This window comes from Rhodococcus oryzae, from assembly GCF_005049235.1.
Lineage (GTDB): Bacteria > Actinomycetota > Actinomycetes > Mycobacteriales > Mycobacteriaceae > Rhodococcus_G > Rhodococcus_G oryzae.
This window is the reverse complement of sequence record NZ_SUMD01000005.1, coordinates 272,658-290,520: the sequence shown is the minus strand read 5'-3', so window position 1 is coordinate 290,520 and position 17,863 is coordinate 272,658. Positions and strand designations below refer to the sequence as shown.

Genomic DNA, 17,863 nt, shown 5'->3' with positions numbered 1-17,863 from the left:
CATCAGGTCATTGCCGCCCGAGCGCGGCGTCGACCTCGGCGCTGGTCGGCGCCGAGCCGGCCCCCGCCCTGGTGGTGGCGAGGGCTCCGGCGGCGCAGGCCCGGGCGAGCGCGACCTCCCGCCCGAGGTGCCAGCACGCGGCGAGGGTTCCGGCGAAGGCATCGCCCGCGCCGGTGGTGTCCACCACCTCGACGGCGGGCGGCTCGCTGCGCAGTTGCACCCCGCCGGGACCGCGCAGGGTCGCGCCCCGTGCGCCGAGGGTGGTGACCACATCGGGCACCCGTGCCAGGGTTTCGGCGCCGAGTTGCGCGGCCTCGGTCTCGTTGACGACGAGCACGTCCACGCACGCGATCAGCTCGTCGGGGAGGGGCGCCGCAGGCGACGGGTTGAGGATCACCGTGGTCCCGTTCGCCCGGGCGTGCCGAGCGCCCGCGGTCACCGCGGCCAGCGGCAGCTCCAGCTGGGACAGCAGGAGGTCGGCGTCGGTGATCGCGCCGAGTTCGGCGTCCGTCGGTTCGCGCAGGGCGGCGTTGGCGCCGCTCACCACGACGATGGAGTTCTCGCCGGAGTCGTCGACCGAGATGACCGCGACCCCGCTCGGCCCCTCGGTCTCGCGCAGCAGGGTGGCGTCCACCCCCGCGACGACCAGCGCGCTCCTCAGTTCCGGCGCGAAGGTGTCGTCGCCGACGGCACCGAGGAACCGCACCTGGGCGCCCGCGCGGGCCGCGGCGATGGCCTGATTGGAGCCCTTGCCTCCCGGCCCGGTCGAGAAGCCGTGGCCGAGGATGGTCTCACCGGGCGCGGGCAGCCGGGGGGTGGTGGTGACCAGGTCCATGTTGATGCTGCCGAGGACGGTGATCCGGGGAGCGGACATGGGCCGAGGCTAGCCGGGTTCCGCGGGCTCTCAGTTCGTGTCGGCGGGGACACGCGCGCGCAGCAGGGCGTATCCGCCGCACACGGCGGCCCCGAACACGACGCCGACGACCAGCGCGGTGCGCCCCGCGGAGCTGAAGAAGAGCAGCACCACGACCATCGCCAGGAAGGCGAGGGCCAACCAGTTGGTCACCGGCGCCCCCGGCAGGCGGTACTCCGCGGCAGGCAGCAGGCCCGCCCGGACCGCCGCCCGGAACTTGAGGTGGCAGACCAGGATGGTGCCCCACACGAAGATGATGCCCACCGTGGACACCGAGGTGATGTAGAGGAACGCGCGGTCGGGAGAGACGATGTTGACGATCACGCCGATCACCATCGCGCCCGCGGACAGCGTGATGCCCGCGAACGGGACCGACCGCTTGCTGAGCGCGCCGAGCGCGGCCGGGGCCTCGTTGCGCTGCGACAGGCTGCGCAGCATCCGGCCGGTGGAATAGATGCCCGAGTTGCACGAGGACAGCGCCGCCGTCAGCAGCACGAAATTCATGATGCCCGCCGCGGCCGGGATGCCGATCTGCTGTAGGACCTCCACGAACGGGCTCACGCCCGCGTGGAAATCGCGCCAGCTCGCCACCGACATGATGACCACCAGCGAGCCGATGTAGAACAGGCCGATCCGGAACGGCAGGGTGTTGATCGCCTTGCGTAGGGTCGGCTTCGGGTCCCTCGCCTCGCCCGCGGTCACGCCGACCAGCTCGACACCCACGTACGCGAACATCACGATCTGCAGGCTCATCAGCGCGGCCCCGAACCCGTTGGGGAACACCCCGCCGTCCGCCCACAGGTTGGTCACCGTCGGGTTGGTGGCGTGGCCGAAGCCGAGGGTGAGCACGCCGATGCCGATCAGGATCATGCCCAGGATCGCGGTGATCTTGATGGCGGAGAACCAGAACTCGGCCTCGCCGAACAGCTTCACCGAGATCAGGTTGGCGCCGAACAGCACGACCAGCACCACCAGCGCCGTCAGCCAGGTCGGCACGGACGGCCACCAGAACTCGACGTACTTGCCCGCCACCGTGATCTCGGCCATGCAGGTGGCCACCCACACCGCCCAGTACGTCCAGCCGGTGACGAACCCGAAGAAGCGGCCGAGGAACTCCTCCGCGTACTCGCCGAAGCTCCCTGAGACGGGCCGGTAGCTGAGCAGCTCACCGAGCGCCCGCATGATCACGAAGATCACCAGCCCGGCCGCGAGGTAGGCCAGGATCAGCGACGGTCCGGCTTCCTCGATCGCGCCGCCCGCGCCGTAGAACAGGCCGGTTCCGATGGCGCCGCCGAGGGCGATCATCTGAATGGTCCGGGAACTGAGCCCGCGGCTGTAGCCCTCGGACGGTTCCTCGGTGAGCACCTCGGTGTGGGACTGGGTCATGGGAGCTTGATTTCCTCTGTTAACGACTTGGGCTGAACGATTATGCGCCGGGCCGGTCGTTACCCTGTACTCATGACCGCGGTGAGCAAGACGGTGGAGACGAACGGTGCTGCCAAGGGCGACGACGACGGGCGCGGGGACGTGGCCCGCGCGGCCGTCCACGAGGCCGCCCGCAACGCGCGTGTGGCGTCGCGGGTGCTGGCCCAGCTGACGACCGCGCAGAAGAACGCGGCCCTGCACGCGGCGGCCGATGCCGTGCTCGCCGCCACTGACGCGGTGCTCGCCGCCAACGCCCTCGACATCGAGGCCGCCAAGGCGACCGGCACGGAGGAGAGCCTGCTCGACCGGCTGCGCCTGACCGCCGACCGGGTCGGCGGCATCGCGGCGGGCCTGCGTCAGGTCGCCGGGCTCGCGGATCCGGTCGGCGAGGTGGTCCTCGGCGCGACGTTGCCCAACGGCCTGGAGATCCGTCAGGTGCGGGTGCCGCTCGGCGTGATCGGCATGGTGTACGAGGCCCGCCCCAACGTCACCGTCGACGCGTTCGGTCTCGCCCTCAAGTCCGGGAACGCGGCGCTGCTGCGCGGCTCCTCGTCCGCTGTGCACTCCAACGCCGCGCTCGTCGAGGTGCTGCGCGCCTCGCTCGCCGCGCAGGACCTGCCCGCCGACGCCGTGCAGTTGCTCTCCAGCGAGGACCGCTCCAGCGTGACCCACCTGATCCAGGCCCGCGGCCTGGTCGACGTCGTGATCCCGCGCGGCGGCGCGGGCCTGATCAACGCCGTGGTCCGCGACGCCACCGTGCCGACGATCGAGACGGGCGTCGGCAACTGCCACGTGTACGTGCACGCCGCGGCTGACCTCCCGATGGCCGTCAAGATCGTGCTGAACTCCAAGACCCGCCGCCCGAGCGTGTGCAACACCGCCGAGACCGTCCTCATCGACAAGGCCGTCGCGGAGACCGCGTTGCCCGCGGTGACCCAGGCGCTGCAGTCGCAGGGCGTGATCATCCACGGTGACCTGCCCGGACAGGTGCCCGCCACCGAGGCGGACTGGGCCGAGGAGTACCTCTCTCTCGACGTCGCGCTCAAGGTGGTCGACGGGATCGACGACGCGATCGACCACATCAACCGCTACGGCACCGGTCACACCGAGGCCATCGTGACCGCGGACCTGGCCGCGGCCCGCGAGTTCACCGCCCGGGTCGACGCGGCCGCCGTGATGGTCAATGCCTCCACCGCGTTCACCGACGGCGAGCAGTTCGGGTTCGGCGCGGAGATCGGCATCTCCACGCAGAAGCTGCACGCTCGCGGTCCGATGGGCCTGCCCGAGCTGACCTCCACCAAGTGGACCGTCTGGGGCGACGGGCACACCCGACCGGTGTAGTGCCGGCCCCGCAGGACTGACAGACCCCGACAAGCACAAGGAGCGAGTGTGGACCGCGCACTTCCGACGACGCCGCCGATCTTCGCGAGCGTCGATGAGGTGATCACCCGGCTCGCCGAGACCGGGTACCTCTCCGACAAGGCCACCGCTACGGCGGTGTTCCTCGCCGACCGGCTCGGCAAGCCGCTGCTCATCGAGGGGCCCGCAGGTGTCGGCAAGACCGAGCTGGCCCGGGCCGTTGCGCAGGTCTCGGACGCGGAACTGGTGCGTCTGCAGTGCTACGAGGGTGTCGACGAGTCCCGCGCGCTGTACGAGTGGAACCACGCCAAGCAGATCCTGCGCATCCAGGCGGGCAGCGACAACTGGGACTCGACCAAGCAGGACGTGTTCTCCGAGGAGTTCCTGCTGCCGCGGCCGCTGCTCACCGCGATCCGCCGCGAGGACCCCACCGTGCTGCTGATCGACGAGGTCGACAAGGCGGACGTCGAGATCGAGGGCCTGCTGCTCGAGGTGCTCAGCGACTTTGCGGTGACCGTCCCCGAGCTGGGCACCATCGTCGCCACCCGCAAGCCGTTCGCGGTGCTGACCTCGAACGCGACCCGCGAGCTGTCGGAGGCGCTCAAGCGCCGCTGCCTGTTCCTGCACCTCGACTTCCCGGACGCAGACCTCGAGCGGCGCATCCTCGCCAGCCGCGTTCCCGAGCTGCCCGAGGCGATGGCCGAGCAGCTCGTGCGGACCATCCGTGTCCTGCGCGGCATGCAGCTCAAGAAGCTGCCCTCGGTCGCCGAGACCATCGACTGGGGCCGCACGCTGCTGGCGCTCGGCATGGACACGCTCGACGACGATGCGGTCCGCGCCACGATGGGCGTCATCCTCAAGCACCAGTCCGATCAGCAGCGGGCGGCGTCCGAACTCCGGCTGAACTAGCTCGCCGCAACCGAGAGGACGGAACCGATATGGCCGCAACGCCCCACACGCCCGGTGCCCTCGCGTCGCCGCACGGGCTGCCCGGCCACCTCGTCGACTTCGTCGAGGCGCTGCGTAAGCGGGGGATCGCGGTCGGGCCCTCGGAAACCGTCGACGCCGGTCGGGTGATGGCCGTGCTCGACCTGCTCGACCGGGAGTCGCTGCGCGAGGGCCTGGCCTGTTCGCTGCTGCGCAGGCCGACCCACCGCGCGACCTTCGACGCGCTGTTCGACCTCTGGTTCCCCGCAGGTGTGGGACTGCGCGCGGACGGCGGCGCCGAGGTGTCGATCCCGCGCACCCCCGAGGGTCTGGTGGACTTCGACGCCCTGCGGGAGCTGATCGCCGGGCTGCTCGCCGACGGATCGCCCGAGTCGCTGGCGTTGACCGAGCTGCTCACCGGGCAACTCGTCGAGGAGCTCGGCAAGTACGAGTCCTCCAAGGGGCCGTCCTTCTCCGCCTACCAGGCGCTGCGGGATGTGGCGCCGGAGACGCTGCTCGCCCGGATCCTCGACGGACTGATCGGCAACAGCGTGAACGGTGAGCACCCGGACGGCGACTACGCCACCGAGGTCGCGCGCCGGACCGCCGCGCAGCGGATCGCGGACTTCCGCAAGATGGTCGAGGTGGAGACGCGTCGCCGGTCCGCCGAACAACTCGGCAAGGACCGGGTGGCGACCTACGGTGTGCCCCGCCTCGCCGAGGAGGTCGACTTCCTGCGGGCCTCGGACACCGAGCTCGTCGCGCTGCGACGCAGCGTGAGCCCCCTGGCGCGCAAGCTCGCGAGCCGGCTCGCGGCCAGGCGCAAGCGCAGCAGGGCTGGCGCCATCGACCTGCGCAAGACGCTGCGCAAGTCGATGTCGACCGGCGGGGTACCGATCGACCTCGTGCAGCGCAAGCCGCGGCCTGCCCGACCGGAGCTGGTGGTGCTGTGCGACGTCTCCGGTTCGGTGGCAGGCTTCAGCAACTTCACGCTGCTGCTCGTCCACGCCCTGCGGGAGCAGTTCTCCCGGGTGCGGGTATTCGCGTTCATCGACACCACCGACGAGGTGACCCGGTTCTTCGACGCGGGTGCCGACCTGGGAGCGGCGATGTCGCGGATGATCCGCGAGGCCGACCTGATCACCTACGACGGCCACTCCGACTACGGCAATGCGCTCGGTGTCTTCGCCGAACGCTTCGCGCACAGCCTGACCAGCAAGAGCTCGCTGCTGATCCTCGGCGACGCGCGCAACAACTACCGCGACCCGAACGTCGCCGCGCTCACCCACCTCGCCGCGGTCGCCAAGCACACGCACTGGCTCAATCCGGAGCCGCGCGGGCAGTGGGGCAGCGGCGACTCCGCCGCCTTCGTCTACGCGGACACGGTGACCATGCACGAGTGCCGGTCGGCGCAGCAGCTCGCCGCGGTGGTCGAGGGTCTGCTCCCGGTGTGAGTGCCCGGCGGTGGGCGCCGGGGCGGCGCACGGTCGGGCCGCGCGGCGGCAGCCAGTAAGCTCGACACTCGTGCAGCAGGAACCAGCCAACGCGGGCGCAGCAGCGCAGCCCGCGGAGCGACCGAAAGACGCAGTCGCGACACGGCGACCGCGGCGTCTCGGTGTGATGGGCGGCACCTTCGACCCGATCCACCACGGCCACCTGGTCGCGGCCAGCGAGGTCGCGGACCGGTTCGCGCTCGACGAGGTGATCTTCGTGCCGACCGGGCAGCCGTGGCAGAAGGCTGCGCGCACCGTCAGCCCGGCCGAGGACCGCTACCTGATGACCGTGATCGCGACGGCCTCGAACCCGAGCTTCTCGGTCAGCCGGGTGGACGTGGACCGCGAGAAGGCCACCTACACCGTGGACACCCTCCGCGATCTGCATCGCCAGCATCCCGATGCCGAACTGTTCTTCATCACCGGCGCGGACGCGCTGGAGAGCATCCTGTCCTGGCAGGACTGGGAGGAACTGTTCGAACTCGCGAAGTTCGTCGGCGTGAGCCGTCCTGGCTTCGAGCTCGCCGTCGGGCACCTGGCCGAACACCTGGAGGGCCTGCCGGAGGACGCGGTCACACTGATCGAGGTCCCCGCCCTGGCGATCTCCTCGACCGAGTGCCGCCTCCGGGCCGCCGAGAACCGTCCCGTCTGGTACCTGGTGCCGGACGGGGTCGTGCAGTACATCTCGAAACGCAATCTGTACCGACCGCACGATTCCGAGCGCCTCGACGGCGCCGTCACCGTGTCGCAACCGGCACCGCACAAGATCAGTACCCATCCGCAGAACCGGGAGAACACGTAGTGAGCGCATCCGCCGAAGCCCTTGAAATGTCGCGAATCGCGGCGCTGGCAGCAGACGAGAAACTGGCGAGCGATGTGGTGGTGCTCGACGTCTCGGAGCAGCTCGTCATCACCGACTGCTTCGTCATCGCGTCGGCCGCGAACGAACGTCAGGTCAACGCCATCGTCGACAACGTCGAGGAGAAGCTGCGCGAGGCCGGTCACAAGCCGGTCCGCAAGGAGGGCACCCGCGAGGGTCGCTGGGCGCTGCTCGACTATGTCGACATGGTCGTCCACGTCCAGCACGACGAGGAGCGGAACTTCTACGCGCTCGAGCGGCTGTGGAAGGACTGCCCGGTCGTCCCGGTCGACGGCATCGAGCCGCGGTCGAAGATCGCAGGCACCCCCGAGGACGAGGCCGTGGAGTCCCCCGACTACCCGGAGTCCGCTCAGTGACCGAAAGCCCCACCACCGGCCCGACCGTCCGGCGCTTGATCCTGCTCCGGCACGGCCAGACCGAGTACAACGCGGGCGACCGGATGCAGGGTCAGCTCGACACCGATCTCTCGGAACTCGGTCGGGTCCAGGCGAAGTCGGCGGCCAGGGTGCTGGCCGAGCGGCGTCCGATCGCAATCGTCTCCTCTGACCTGCGGCGGGCCCGCGACACGGCCACCGCGTTGGGCGAGCACACCGGCCTCGAGATCGGACTCGACGAGCGGCTGCGCGAGACCCATCTCGGCCAGTGGCAGGGCCTGACCCACACCCAGGTCGACGAGCGTGACCCGGGTGCCCGGCTGGCCTGGCGCGCCGACGCCCGGTGGGCCCCGCCCGGCGGCGAGAGCCGGATCGACGTGGCCAGGCGCGCGACACCGGTCGTGACCGAACTGGTTGCCCGGCAGGAGAGCTGGGGCGACGAACCGATCGTGCTGGTGGCGCACGGCGGGCTGATCGCCGCTCTCACGGCCGCGCTGCTGGATCTGCCCGTCGACCGGTGGGCGGTGTTCGGGGGCCTGGGCAACACCAGCTGGGTGCAGCTGAGTGGCCACGGGGACCCGGACGCGCCGAGCTGGCGCCTGGACGTGTGGAACGCCTCGGCGACGGTGGCCAGCGATGTCCTCTGAGCTCGCGGTCGAACCGACCGTCGAACCCGGCCGCCCGGTCCTGTTGGTGCTGGCCGATTCGCTGTCCTACTTCGGGCCGAAGGGCGGGCTGCCAGCCGATCACCCGCGGATCTGGCCGAACATCGTTGCCGCCGAGCTCGGTTGGGACGTCGAGCTGGTCGCCCGCATCGGCTGGACCAGCCGCGATGCCTACTGGGCGCTGATCCAGGACCCGCGGGTGTGGGCCACCGTGCCGCGCGCGGGGGCCGTCGTCTTCGCCGTCGGCGGCATGGATTCGCTGCCCTCGCCGCTGCCAACCGCGCTGCGTGAGCAGATCCGGTACGTGCGGCCGCCCGCGCTGCGGCGCGTGGTCAGGTCCGCCTACGGCTGGCTGCAGCCGCGGCTGTCGCCGCTCGGCTGGCCGGTCGCGCTGCCCCCGAAACTGAGCGTCGAGTATCTCGAGAGCGCAAGGAACGCATTGGAATACATGCGCCCCGAGCTCCCGGTGATCGGCACCCTGCCGTCCGTCCACGACTGCGAGGCCTACGGCAAGGTGCACTCGGGCAGGCCCGGCGCGGTCCGCGCGCTCGAGCAGTGGGGTGCGGACAAGAACGTGCCAATGGTCGACCTCGCCGAGGCGGTTCGCGAGAACGTCTTCTCGGAGCACGGCAATCCGGACGGCATCCACTGGGGCTGGGAGGGGCACGAGCGGGTCGCCGCGGCCATGCTCAGCGCGATCCGCGCGGCGGTTCCCGGCCGGGAACCGCTGGAGGGCATACGGTAACGCTGTGCCCGTCGTCGTCGTCACCGATTCCTCGGCCTGTATCGCTCCCGAAGTGGCTCAGCGGTACGGGATTCGCGTCGTGCCCCTGCACGTCCTCGTCGACGGCAGCGACGTCCGGGAGGGTGTCGACGAGATGCCCCAACCGCCCCCGCAGGGCGCGACGATCACCACGTCGGGGGCGTCGCCGGGCGAGCTGACCGAGGCGTACTCGCGGGCCCTGGACGAGAGCGCGGGCGACGGCGTGCTCGCGGTGCACATCTCGCGCCAGCTCTCCGGCACCTGGGAGGCCGGACGGCAGGCCGCGGGGGGATTCGGCGGCAACGTCCGCATCGTCGATTCACAGTCCACGGCAATGGGATTGGGCTACCCGGCGCTGGCCGCCGCCCGGGTGGCGAAGGCGGGGGGTGACCTGCGGTCGGTCTATGAGCGTGCCGTGGACGTCGCGAACCGCGGCCGGCTGCTGATCATGGTCGACCGGCTCGATCACCTGCGCAGGGGCGGCCGGATCGGCACCGCAGCGGCGTTGCTCGGCACCGCCCTGGCGATGAAGCCGGTATTGCACATGGTGGACGGCAAGCTGGTGCTCAGGGAGAAGACGCGCACCGCGACCAAGGCGCTGGCCAAGATCGTCGAGAGCGCGGCCGAGTATGCGGGGCACGGCCCCGCCGCGGTGGCCGTGCATCACCTGCAGGCGCCGGAGCGGGCCGAGGAGGTCGCGGAGGCATTGCGGGAACGGATCCCGTCGATCAGCGAGATGGTGGTCTCGGAGATCGGCGCGGTGATCGGCACGCACGTCGGCCCCGGTGCCATCGGCGTGCTGGTCTGTCCGGGCGGAGCGGCCGCCGAGAACATGACGGCGGAGCCCGCCGGCCCGGGCGACAGCGTTCATCCCCGGCCCGAGAACTGATCCACCGCGCTACCCCTGGAAGCCCGATCAGCCGCCACTGGGTCTGACGGTGACCGAATTGATGTCGTAGACGCCGAGGAATTGGACGAAGGCCAATACCTGCGGCTTGTCTCCGTTCTGGTCGGTGGTGAACGACATCAGCGGGTTCTGCAGACCTGCGTGTGTGGCGTACACGGTGTAGCGGGTGTTGGCGGACATGCCGCGTCCGGAGAGCTGCACCATGTCCAACCCATCGACGGCCCGCACGATGAGACTGCTCGATCCCGGACCCACCAGAGCCGGGGTGACGTTCTGGACAGGAAGGTTCAGGCCTTGCCGGGTCAGGTTGGCCGTCCCCGGCCCACCGAGCACCGCACCGGCGACGTACACCACCGCTTGACCTTCCTGTCCCGTCCGCAGGGTCGTGACGATCGCGCGGGTGGCGGTATCGATGACGTCGACGCTGTCGGAGCCCTCGTTGACGACGTAGACGCGGGTGTTGTCGGGGCTGGGCCAGATGCCGTGCGGTTCGACACCGGAGGACGGAATGGACCCGACCTGGGTGGGTGGCCCATCAGGGTGACGCTGGTAGATCTTGGTTTCGTTGGTACCACCCACGGTGAGGTAGACGAGCTCCGCTTCAGGTGTGGTCACGAATGCCGGGTGGTTGGTGTTCGGCCCGGTATCGAGGACCGCGCCGACAGCGCCTGCAGTCAGGTCGATGACGCTGACCTTGCCGGCCTTCTTGTGGGCGGCCCACAGCTCCTTGCCGTCGGGGGAGAGGGCCATGTCGGAGGAGAAGGAGTCGGCCAGCCCGGTGATCTGCTGCACGACCTCACGCGAGGCGACGTCGATGACGTCGATCGTCGCCGCGCGTGAGTGGTTGACGTAGGCACGACTCCCGTCGGGGCTGAACAACACCTTCGACGGGCCCGACTCCGTGCCGATCTGTCCGATGACCCCGCCCTGCAATGCATCCACGATGTCGAGCTGGGACAGTGCCCGGTCCGCGACCCAGACGGTCTGGCCGTCCGGACTGAAGAATCCCTCATGGGAGGATCGGCCAACGGTGGTCTGCGACACGATGCTGTTGTCGGCCGTGCGGATAACCGTGACGGTGTTGGACGTGACGCTGACCGCGTCGAGGAATTGGCCGTCCCGGGAGAATCCGAGACCGTGCACGTCGACATTGCGCAGGTATTGCGGACCCAGGATGTCGCCGAGCCGCTGCGCCCCGAGCGCGATCGTCCCGAGGACCTCGTTGGTCGCGGGGTTGATCACCGACACCGTGTTCGAGGACTGGTCCGCGGTGTAGACCCGGTCACTCGGCGAGATGGGCTGCGCCCCTGGCAGCGCAGGCGCCTGTTCCAGCTGCGCCGTCGATGTCCCCGGGGTGGGGCTGCCGGACTGAGCGTCCTGTCCGCCGCCGTCGCCACACGCCGACAACAGCACCAGCGCGGCGCAGGCGATCACCGCGATCTGTGCACGCCAGATGGTGTCACGATGCGTACTCACGTCAGATCTCCACTCGGTCGGTCGGCCCCCTGGGCTTCGGCACCTCCTGGCACTGTCACGTTGATTGAAAAGTTTAGCCCTGTGGGTGGTTTCATCCACAGCCCGAGAACTGATCCACAGCAGGCCCGAACTCGGGGCCTGTTCGCCTGATCCGCGCGGAACGCGGTCCTAGCGTCGCTGCCATGCGCAGCACCGACGAGACCCGGGACCGGATCAGGCAACGACTCGAGGCGATCGCTGCCGGGGGCCGGATCGACAAGCCCGCCACCTCGTGGGACCGCGTTGATCAGGCGGAACCCGGGCCGGATCTCGGCGACGGCGATCCCGGTCCGCGCGCTCCCGAGTGGCTGACCGACCAGGCGGCCCCGGCGCGCTCGCGGCTGGCGCCAGGCCGCCGCGGAGTGGCGGCGTTGGCGGCGGTCGCGCTCGTCGCAGCGGTGATCGGGGTCGTGTTCGCCTGGCGGGACCGGCCCGTGGCGCAGGCGGTCGAACCGGTGACCGTCGTGTCCACCGACTCCCAGGGACAGCCGGGGGACGCACCGCCGCCCGCGCCGGCGCCGCCGGACCCCGCGGCCGCGCCGCCGCCCGCCGAGCTGGTGGTCAGCGTCGTCGGGCTGGTGCGGACCGCGGGCCTGGTGCACCTGCCTGCGGGGGCCCGGATCGCGGACGCGCTCGCGGCGGCGGGCGGGGCCAGGGACGGCGCCGACCTGCTGGGGTTGAACCTGGCGCAGCGGCTCAACGACGGGGACCAGATCCTGGTGGGGCTGGCGCCCCGCGACGGTGCACCCGTGTCGGTGGGCAGCGCCACCCTCGGTGCCGGCCCGGCCGCGGCGGGTGCGGCCCGTCCGCCCGGCCCAGCGGCGCCCGGTCGGGTGAACCTCAACACGGCGTCCGAGGCGGAGCTGGACGGCCTGCCGGGGGTGGGGCCGGTCACGGCGGCGGCCATCGCCGCGTGGCGGCAGGCCAACGGGCGGTTCACCGACATCGAACAGCTCGGCGAGGTGGACGGGATCGGGCCTGCCCGGTTGGAGAAGCTGCGCGCGCTGGTGACCGTGTAGATGACGACGCCAGGCGCCCCGGTCCCCGACGGACGAGTGCTCGACCTCCGGCTGCTGCCGTCGGCCGGAATGTGCTGGGGTGCAACGCTGGTCGGGATCGAGCTGGGATGGCGGGCCGCGCTGTGGACGGCGGTCGGCGCGCTGGCCGCGGCGGCGACCGCAGTGGTCGTCGGGGTCGCCGGCACCCGCCGAGCGTTGGCGGGCGTGCTGATCGCGGCGCTGCTGATCGGTGCCGGCTTCGCGGTCGCCGTCGCGGCCCGCGAGCGGGCGGTGGCCGAGCACCCGCTGACCGCGGTCGCCTCGAGGGGAGGGCACGTGAGCCTCACCGTCGTGCCGGTGGACGACCCGCGGCACGTTCGCTCCCCGGCAGGCGACACGGTGATGGTCCGGGCGACGCTTCGATCGATCGACGCGCGGGGTCAGGGGGCAGGCGGATTCGCCGTCGGCGGTTCCGTGGTGATCTTCGCGCCCGTCGACGGCTGGCAGGAATTGCTGCCGGGGCAGCGGGTGAGCCTGCGGGGCAAGGTGAGCCGCCCGATCCGGCGCGACCTCACGGTCGCGACGATCCGCGTGACGGGGGCGCCGCTGCGGGTCGAACCGGCGCCGCGGACGCAGCGGGTGGCAGGCGCGGTCCGGGACCGCTTCGCCACGGCCGCGCGATCGGCGTTGCCGCCCGAGGCGGCCGGGCTGTTGCCGGGGCTGGTGGTGGGGGACACCTCCGGGCTGCCGGGCGCGGTGCGGGACGACTTCACCGCAGCCGGGCTGTCCCACCTGACCGCGGTCTCCGGGGCGAACATCTCGATCCTGATCGGTGCCGTGCTCCTGCTCATGCGGGCGTTGGCGCTGGGTCCGCGCGCGTCGGCGGTGCTGGCGGCGGTGGCCTTGGCGGCCTTCGTGATCCTGGCCCGGCCGTCGCCGAGCGTGCTCCGGGCCGCAGTGATGGGCTCGATCGGGCTGCTCGCCCTGATGACCGGCAGGCGCAAGCAGGCGATGCCCGCGCTCGGGGCGGCGGTGATCGTGCTGCTGGCACTGTTTCCTGCGTTGGCCGTCGATTTCGGGTTCGCCCTGTCCGTCGCGGCGACCGCGGCGCTGGTGCTGCTGGCGCCCGGGTGGGCGCGGTGGCTGCGGGCGCGGGGCTGGCCGCGGGCGCTGGCCGAGGCGGTGGCGGTGGCCACCGCCGCGTACGTCGCGACGGTGCCGATCGTCGCGGCGATGTCCGGGACCCTCAGCACGGTGGCGGTCGCCGCCAACGTCGCGGTCGCGCCGGTGATCGCGCCGGTCACCGTGATCGGCGCGATCGGTGCCGTGGGTGCGGCGGTGTGGCTCCCGCTCGGCGGACTGATCGTGCGGGCGACCGGGCCGCCGTTGTGGTGGTTGCTGCGGGTCGCCGAGTGGGCCGCGGGCGCGCCAGGCGCCACGGTCGCGGTTCCCGCCGGGCTCGCCGGCGCCGCGGTGCTGGCGGGGATCGCGGCGGGCCTGCTGCTCGTGATCCGGTCTCGGTGGCTGCGGCGGGTGCTCGCGGCCTCGGTGCTGGGGCTGGCCCTGGTGTGGGTGCCGGCCCGGGTTCTGTGGCCGGGCTGGCCGCTGCGGGACTGGGTGTTGGTGGCCTGCGACGTCGGGCAGGGCGACGCGGTGGTGCTCGCCGCGGGGGACGGCGCCGCGGTGGTGATCGATGCGGGCCCGGAACCGCGACTCGTCGACGGCTGCCTCGACAGGCTGGGCGTGCGGACGGTCGCGGCGGTGGTGCTGACGCATCTGCACGCTGACCACATCGACGGCCTGCCCGGGGTGTTGCGGGGGCGCAGGGTCGGTGCCGTGGTGCTCGGTCCGATGCACCAGCCGGAGAGGGGTTTTCGCCAGGTGAGCACGCAGGCCGCGGCTTCCGGCGTGGCGATCAGGGAGGCTCGGGCGGGGGAGCAGCTGCGGCTGGGGGCGCTGACGTTCCGGGTGCTCGGGCCGACGCTGCCGGTGCCGCGCAGCCCGGCCGCGGGAGCGGAGATGGCGAACGAACAATCTCTGGTGCTGTCGGTGGACACCATCGCGGGTCGGATCCTGCTCACCGGGGACGTCGAGGCGGAGGGGCAGCGGGACCTGCTGCGGGATCGGGTGCCGGTGGCCGCGGACATCCTCAAGCTGCCGCACCACGGCTCGCGCACCACCACCGAGGAGTTCCTGCGGGCGGTCGGGGCCAGCCTGGTCGTGGTCTCGGTCGGGCAGGGCAACACCTTCGGCCATCCCAACCCCGGCATCCTGCGCGCCCTGCAGGAGACGGGCGCGACGGTCGCCCGGACCGACCGGGGTGGTGACATCGCGGTGGGCAGATCCGGCGGCGGGGCGATCGCCGTAGGACGACCCTGATGGCCCGGCCCCGATCGTTAGACTCGGCCCATGTCGATCACCGCGAAGCGGTCCGAGGAATCGCGCGTCGCCAGCGGGCACGAGGCCCGCTGGGAGCAACACAACCTCGAGCGGCAGACGCGGATCCTCGAGGCGGCGGTCGCGATGCTCGAGGAGAGCCCGGCGGGCGCGGACATTCCGGTGCAGCAGATCGCGACCCGTGCCGGCCTCGCCAAATCGGTGGTGTACCGGCAGTTCGACGGCCGCGAGGACCTGGACTGCCGGATCCGGGCGCACCTCGTCGACGAGTTCTCCCGCACCCTGGACGCCCAGTTGGACCTCTCCACCGGGTCGGTCGACGAGATCCTCGTCCGTACCATCCGCGCCGTTGCGGACTGGATGACCGATCACCCGCGCCTGAACGAGTTCGCCCGCACCGGGCCGATCGCCGTCGGTGCGGACATCGACGCGGTGAGCAGTCTGAAGGTTCGGATGTCGGACCGGGCCCGGGGGCTCATCTCATCGATCGCGACGCTCATCGACGTCGACGACAGCGCCTTCGACGCCGTGCCGTTCGCGGTCGTGACCATGGTGGAGGGGACCCTGACGCAGTGGGTCAGCGATCCCGAGCCCACGCGCGACCGATCGGAGATCGTGGCAGATCTCGCGAGGCTGGCCTGGTATGTGCTGGACGGCGCCGCGCGATCGGCTGGCGTGATCGTCGACCCCACGGCGGAGTTGTCCGCGGTCATCGCGCAGCTGTCGGGTCAGGCGGCCCGCCGGGCCTGACGGTCGGGCTCGCTGCGGTAGCGAGAGGGCGGTCCGTCGATGTGCAGGCGCCGCCACAACCGGGTGGTGACGGCGTTCATCAGGCCCAGTTCCTCGGCGAGCGCGCGCATGTCGCCGAAGTAGCCGCGCAGGATGGCGCGGGAGTGCTCGCCGCGCCAGAAGGCTTCCTTCATCACCGCGCGCGGGATCCCGAATTCCTTGGCGAATGCCTTTGGCGGGGTCATGATCTCGCCTGCGAGCCAGCGCATGGCGAGGGGGAAGGTCACCGCGCACACCGCCTTGGACGCGGCGCTCATCTTGTCGACGTGCGCCTTGAGGAACTCGTTCGCGAACGAGATGTGTCGCGCCTCCTCGGCGATGTGGATCTCCATGGTGCGCAGCATCGCGGGCGGGATGTTCGCCCCCTCGCGGATCAGCGCCTTCTGGTAGTGGTCGATCGGCTCTTCGCCGCCGAGGATGCCGATGAAGAGGATCACGTGCGCGTAGCCGCCCGCCACCCCGATGAACGGGGACAGCGCGCGGAAGGGTCGCCGCATGCCGGGGACATCCACGCCGATCCGGTTGACGAGCTCCTGGAACATCTGGATGTGGTTGCACTCCTCGGTCATCTCGTGGAGGCAGTAGCGGAACTCCGGCGACCCGTTGGGCAGCTTCATGATGTACTGCATCATTCCGCGGATCAGGATGCTCTCGAATGCCGCGCCGACCTTGACCGAATTCGCCTGGCGCCACTTCCCGATCGCGATCCGTCGCTCCAGTGGCTGCTCCCGATACCACCGGGTGGCGCCGAGCGGATCGAGCTCGGGGGAGAGAACCCACCGCGGATCCACCGGGTCGATGGCGAATTCCGGTGCATCCCAGTCGATGTCGAGATAGGGATCGAAACGGCGGTGTACGGACCCCTCGGACAGCGTCTGCAGCAGTTCGCGGTAGGCGGGATCGAGAAACTCGGCGGTAGGTGTCGTTGACGGCGCCATCGATGGTCTCCGTGATCTTGGTTCGGTGTTGCCTCAATTTACTGAGACTCCACGTCCCATGCAAGACACGCGATGCGCGCAGGCACGGCTCCCTGTCCGTGGGGTGTCGGCCCATCGTGGGACCATCGTCGGGTGAGTCCCGCATCCCCCGCCCCCGCGCCGCTCCACCTGGTACTCGGTGACGAGGAACTTCTGATCGATCGCGCTGTCGCCGGCATCGTCGCCGCGGTCAGGGCGAGCTCGGCGAACGCCGAGGAGCTGCCCGTGACCAGGCTCCGGGCGGGTGACGTGAGCGTCGCCGAGTTCGCCGAACTGCTGAGCCCCTCGCTGTTCGCCGAGGATCGGGTGATCGTGCTCGAGGCCGCCGCCGAGGCGGGCAAGGATGCGGTCGCGCTGGTCCTCGACGCCGCGGCGGCGCCCCCCGAGGGCTTCGTCCTAGTGATCCTGCATTCCGGCGGCGGCCGCGCCAAGGCGATGGTCGGGGCGCTGCAGAAGTCCGGCGCCGTCGTGCACGAATGCGCCAAGCTCAGCAAGCAGGGCGAGCGGGCCGACTTCGTGCGCGGCGAGTTCCGCGCGGCGGGCGTCCGGGTCTCGCCCGAGGTGATCCAGGCGGTGATCGACGCGGTCGGGTCGGATCTGCGCGAGCTGGCCGCGGCCTGCTCACAGCTCGCCGCCGACACCGGCGGACTGATCGACGCGGCCGCCGTACAGAAGTACTACACGGGCAAGGCCGAGGTCTCGGGCTTCGACGTCGCCGAGCTGGCGGTCTCGGGCGACCGCACCGGTGCGATGGAGGCGCTGCGGTGGGCGATGCTGCGGGGCGTGCCGCACGTGCTGCTCGCCGACGCCCTCGCCGACGCCGTGCACACCGTCGCCAGGGTGGGCTCCGCCGGCCGCGGCGACCCGTTCCGGATGGCGTCGGAGCTGGGCATGCCGCCCTGGAAGATCAAGAAGGCACAGGGGCAGGCGCGCGGCTGGGGCTCGGAGTCCATCGGTGAGGCCCTTGGCGTCGTCGCCCAGCTCAACGCCGACGTCAAGGGCGCGGCCGCGGACCCGGACTATGCCGTGGAGTTCGCGGTGCGGCGGGTCGCCGAGCTGTACCGCTGAGTCCCGCGCCCGTGCGGTGACCCGACGGGGTCGACGCCCATACGCCCCGACGCGGGAACGCGAAAAACCGCCCGGTCGTGGACCGGGCGGTTCTGCGAGACGGTTTACGTCAGAGCTTGTTGGCGGCCAGCGCGAGGGCCGACTTCTTGTTGGCAGCCTGGTTGGCGTGGATGACGCCCTTGCTGGCTGCCTTGTCGAGCTTGCGGCTCGCGACCAGGAGGAGCTCGTCGGCCTTCGCCTTGTCGCCCGAGGTCGCAGCCTCACGGAAGGAACGGATCGCGGTACGCAGCGAGGACTTCACCGACTGGTTGCGCAGTCGCTGGCGCTCGTTGGTAGCGATCCGCTTCACCTGGGACTTGATGTTGGCCACGCGTAGAATCCTGTCGTTTTCGCTCGGTTTCTTGTCTAAGAAG

General features: G+C 71.1%; 17 protein-coding genes. 12 read left to right on the top strand and 5 right to left on the bottom strand.

Annotation, left to right across the window (positions count from 1 at the left end; genetic code table 11):
- Positions 1 to 7: 7 nt before the first annotated feature.
- Together FCG67_RS12840 and FCG67_RS12835 are read right to left on the bottom strand one after the other, a co-directional pair.
- The gene (locus FCG67_RS12840; protein WP_136910155.1) at positions 8 to 874 is read right to left on the bottom strand and encodes a ribokinase; all 867 of its coding nucleotides are present in this window, start codon (positions 872 to 874) and stop codon (positions 8 to 10) included.
- A 30-nt stretch (positions 875 to 904) separates the two neighbouring features.
- Positions 905 to 2,299 (bottom strand): amino acid permease, encoded by a 1,395-nt coding sequence (locus FCG67_RS12835; protein ID WP_136910154.1) that lies wholly within the window; start codon positions 2,297 to 2,299, stop codon positions 905 to 907.
- A gap of 72 nt (positions 2,300 to 2,371) precedes the next feature.
- On the opposite strand from FCG67_RS12835, the gene FCG67_RS12830 reads away from it, so the two are divergent.
- The 8 genes from FCG67_RS12830 (at position 2,372) to FCG67_RS12795 (ending at position 9,688) form a co-directional block, all read left to right on the top strand.
- The gene (locus FCG67_RS12830) at positions 2,372 to 3,679 is read left to right on the top strand and encodes a glutamate-5-semialdehyde dehydrogenase (protein WP_136910153.1); all 1,308 of its coding nucleotides are present in this window, start codon (positions 2,372 to 2,374) and stop codon (positions 3,677 to 3,679) included.
- Positions 3,680 to 3,727: 48 nt separating this feature from the next.
- Entirely contained in the window at positions 3,728 to 4,606 is an 879-nt protein-coding gene (locus FCG67_RS12825; RefSeq protein ID WP_077042074.1) for an AAA family ATPase, read from the top strand.
- Positions 4,607 to 4,635: 29 nt separating this feature from the next.
- The gene (locus FCG67_RS12820) at positions 4,636 to 6,078 is read left to right on the top strand and encodes a vWA domain-containing protein (protein ID WP_136910152.1); all 1,443 of its coding nucleotides are present in this window, start codon (positions 4,636 to 4,638) and stop codon (positions 6,076 to 6,078) included.
- Between the two features lie 166 nt (positions 6,079 to 6,244).
- Positions 6,245 to 6,919: a nicotinate-nucleotide adenylyltransferase gene (gene nadD / locus FCG67_RS12815; RefSeq protein ID WP_136910304.1), complete on the top strand. Its 675-nt coding sequence runs from the start codon at positions 6,245 to 6,247 to the stop codon at positions 6,917 to 6,919.
- Positions 6,919 to 7,353 (top strand): ribosome silencing factor, encoded by a 435-nt coding sequence (rsfS, locus tag FCG67_RS12810; protein ID WP_136910151.1) that lies wholly within the window; start codon positions 6,919 to 6,921, stop codon positions 7,351 to 7,353. Before nadD ends, rsfS begins: the two co-directional genes overlap by 1 nt.
- A complete protein-coding gene (locus tag FCG67_RS12805; RefSeq protein WP_136910150.1) occupies positions 7,350 to 8,018 on the top strand; it encodes a histidine phosphatase family protein in 669 nt (222 codons plus the stop codon). The genes rsfS and FCG67_RS12805 overlap by 4 nt, the downstream gene beginning before the upstream one ends.
- Positions 8,008 to 8,781, top strand: coding sequence for a diglucosylglycerate octanoyltransferase (octT, locus tag FCG67_RS12800; RefSeq protein ID WP_136910149.1), 774 nt, complete (start codon positions 8,008 to 8,010; stop codon positions 8,779 to 8,781). Before FCG67_RS12805 ends, octT begins: the two co-directional genes overlap by 11 nt.
- 4 nt (positions 8,782 to 8,785) lie before the next feature.
- Positions 8,786 to 9,688 carry a DegV family protein gene (locus tag FCG67_RS12795; protein WP_136910148.1) on the top strand — a complete coding sequence of 301 codons (903 nt, stop codon included), beginning with the start codon at positions 8,786 to 8,788 and terminating at the stop codon, positions 9,686 to 9,688.
- Between the two features lie 27 nt (positions 9,689 to 9,715).
- On the opposite strand, the gene FCG67_RS12790 is transcribed toward FCG67_RS12795, so the two are convergent.
- Positions 9,716 to 11,182 carry a beta-propeller fold lactonase family protein gene (locus FCG67_RS12790; RefSeq protein WP_136910147.1) on the bottom strand — a complete coding sequence of 489 codons (1,467 nt, stop codon included), beginning with the start codon at positions 11,180 to 11,182 and terminating at the stop codon, positions 9,716 to 9,718.
- Positions 11,183 to 11,364: 182 nt separating this feature from the next.
- On the opposite strand from FCG67_RS12790, the gene FCG67_RS12785 reads away from it, so the two are divergent.
- From FCG67_RS12785 to FCG67_RS12775, 3 genes are read left to right on the top strand one after another with little or no spacing between them, the layout of a single operon-like run.
- Positions 11,365 to 12,240 (top strand): ComEA family DNA-binding protein, encoded by an 876-nt coding sequence (locus tag FCG67_RS12785; RefSeq protein WP_136910146.1) that lies wholly within the window; start codon positions 11,365 to 11,367, stop codon positions 12,238 to 12,240.
- Positions 12,241 to 14,598 carry a ComEC/Rec2 family competence protein gene (locus FCG67_RS12780; protein WP_136910145.1) on the top strand — a complete coding sequence of 786 codons (2,358 nt, stop codon included), beginning with the start codon at positions 12,241 to 12,243 and terminating at the stop codon, positions 14,596 to 14,598.
- Positions 14,599 to 14,628: 30 nt separating this feature from the next.
- The gene (locus FCG67_RS12775; protein WP_136910144.1) at positions 14,629 to 15,366 is read left to right on the top strand and encodes a TetR/AcrR family transcriptional regulator; all 738 of its coding nucleotides are present in this window, start codon (positions 14,629 to 14,631) and stop codon (positions 15,364 to 15,366) included.
- Here FCG67_RS12775 and FCG67_RS12770 read toward each other — a convergent pair.
- Positions 15,345 to 16,343, bottom strand: a complete 999-nt coding sequence (locus FCG67_RS12770) for an AurF N-oxygenase family protein (protein ID WP_136910143.1) — start codon at positions 16,341 to 16,343, stop codon at positions 15,345 to 15,347. The two genes, FCG67_RS12775 and FCG67_RS12770, sit on opposite strands and share 22 nt — an antisense overlap.
- A 132-nt stretch (positions 16,344 to 16,475) precedes the next feature.
- On the opposite strand from FCG67_RS12770, the gene holA reads away from it, so the two are divergent.
- Positions 16,476 to 17,450: a DNA polymerase III subunit delta gene (holA, locus tag FCG67_RS12765; protein ID WP_246045034.1), complete on the top strand. Its 975-nt coding sequence runs from the start codon at positions 16,476 to 16,478 to the stop codon at positions 17,448 to 17,450.
- Positions 17,451 to 17,559: 109 nt separating this feature from the next.
- Here the strand turns inward: holA and rpsT are convergent, their stop codons facing one another.
- On the bottom strand, positions 17,560 to 17,820 hold the full coding sequence (gene rpsT, locus FCG67_RS12760) for a 30S ribosomal protein S20 (RefSeq protein ID WP_136910141.1): 261 nt from the start codon (positions 17,818 to 17,820) through the stop codon (positions 17,560 to 17,562).
- Between the last annotated feature and the right edge of the window lie 43 nt (positions 17,821 to 17,863).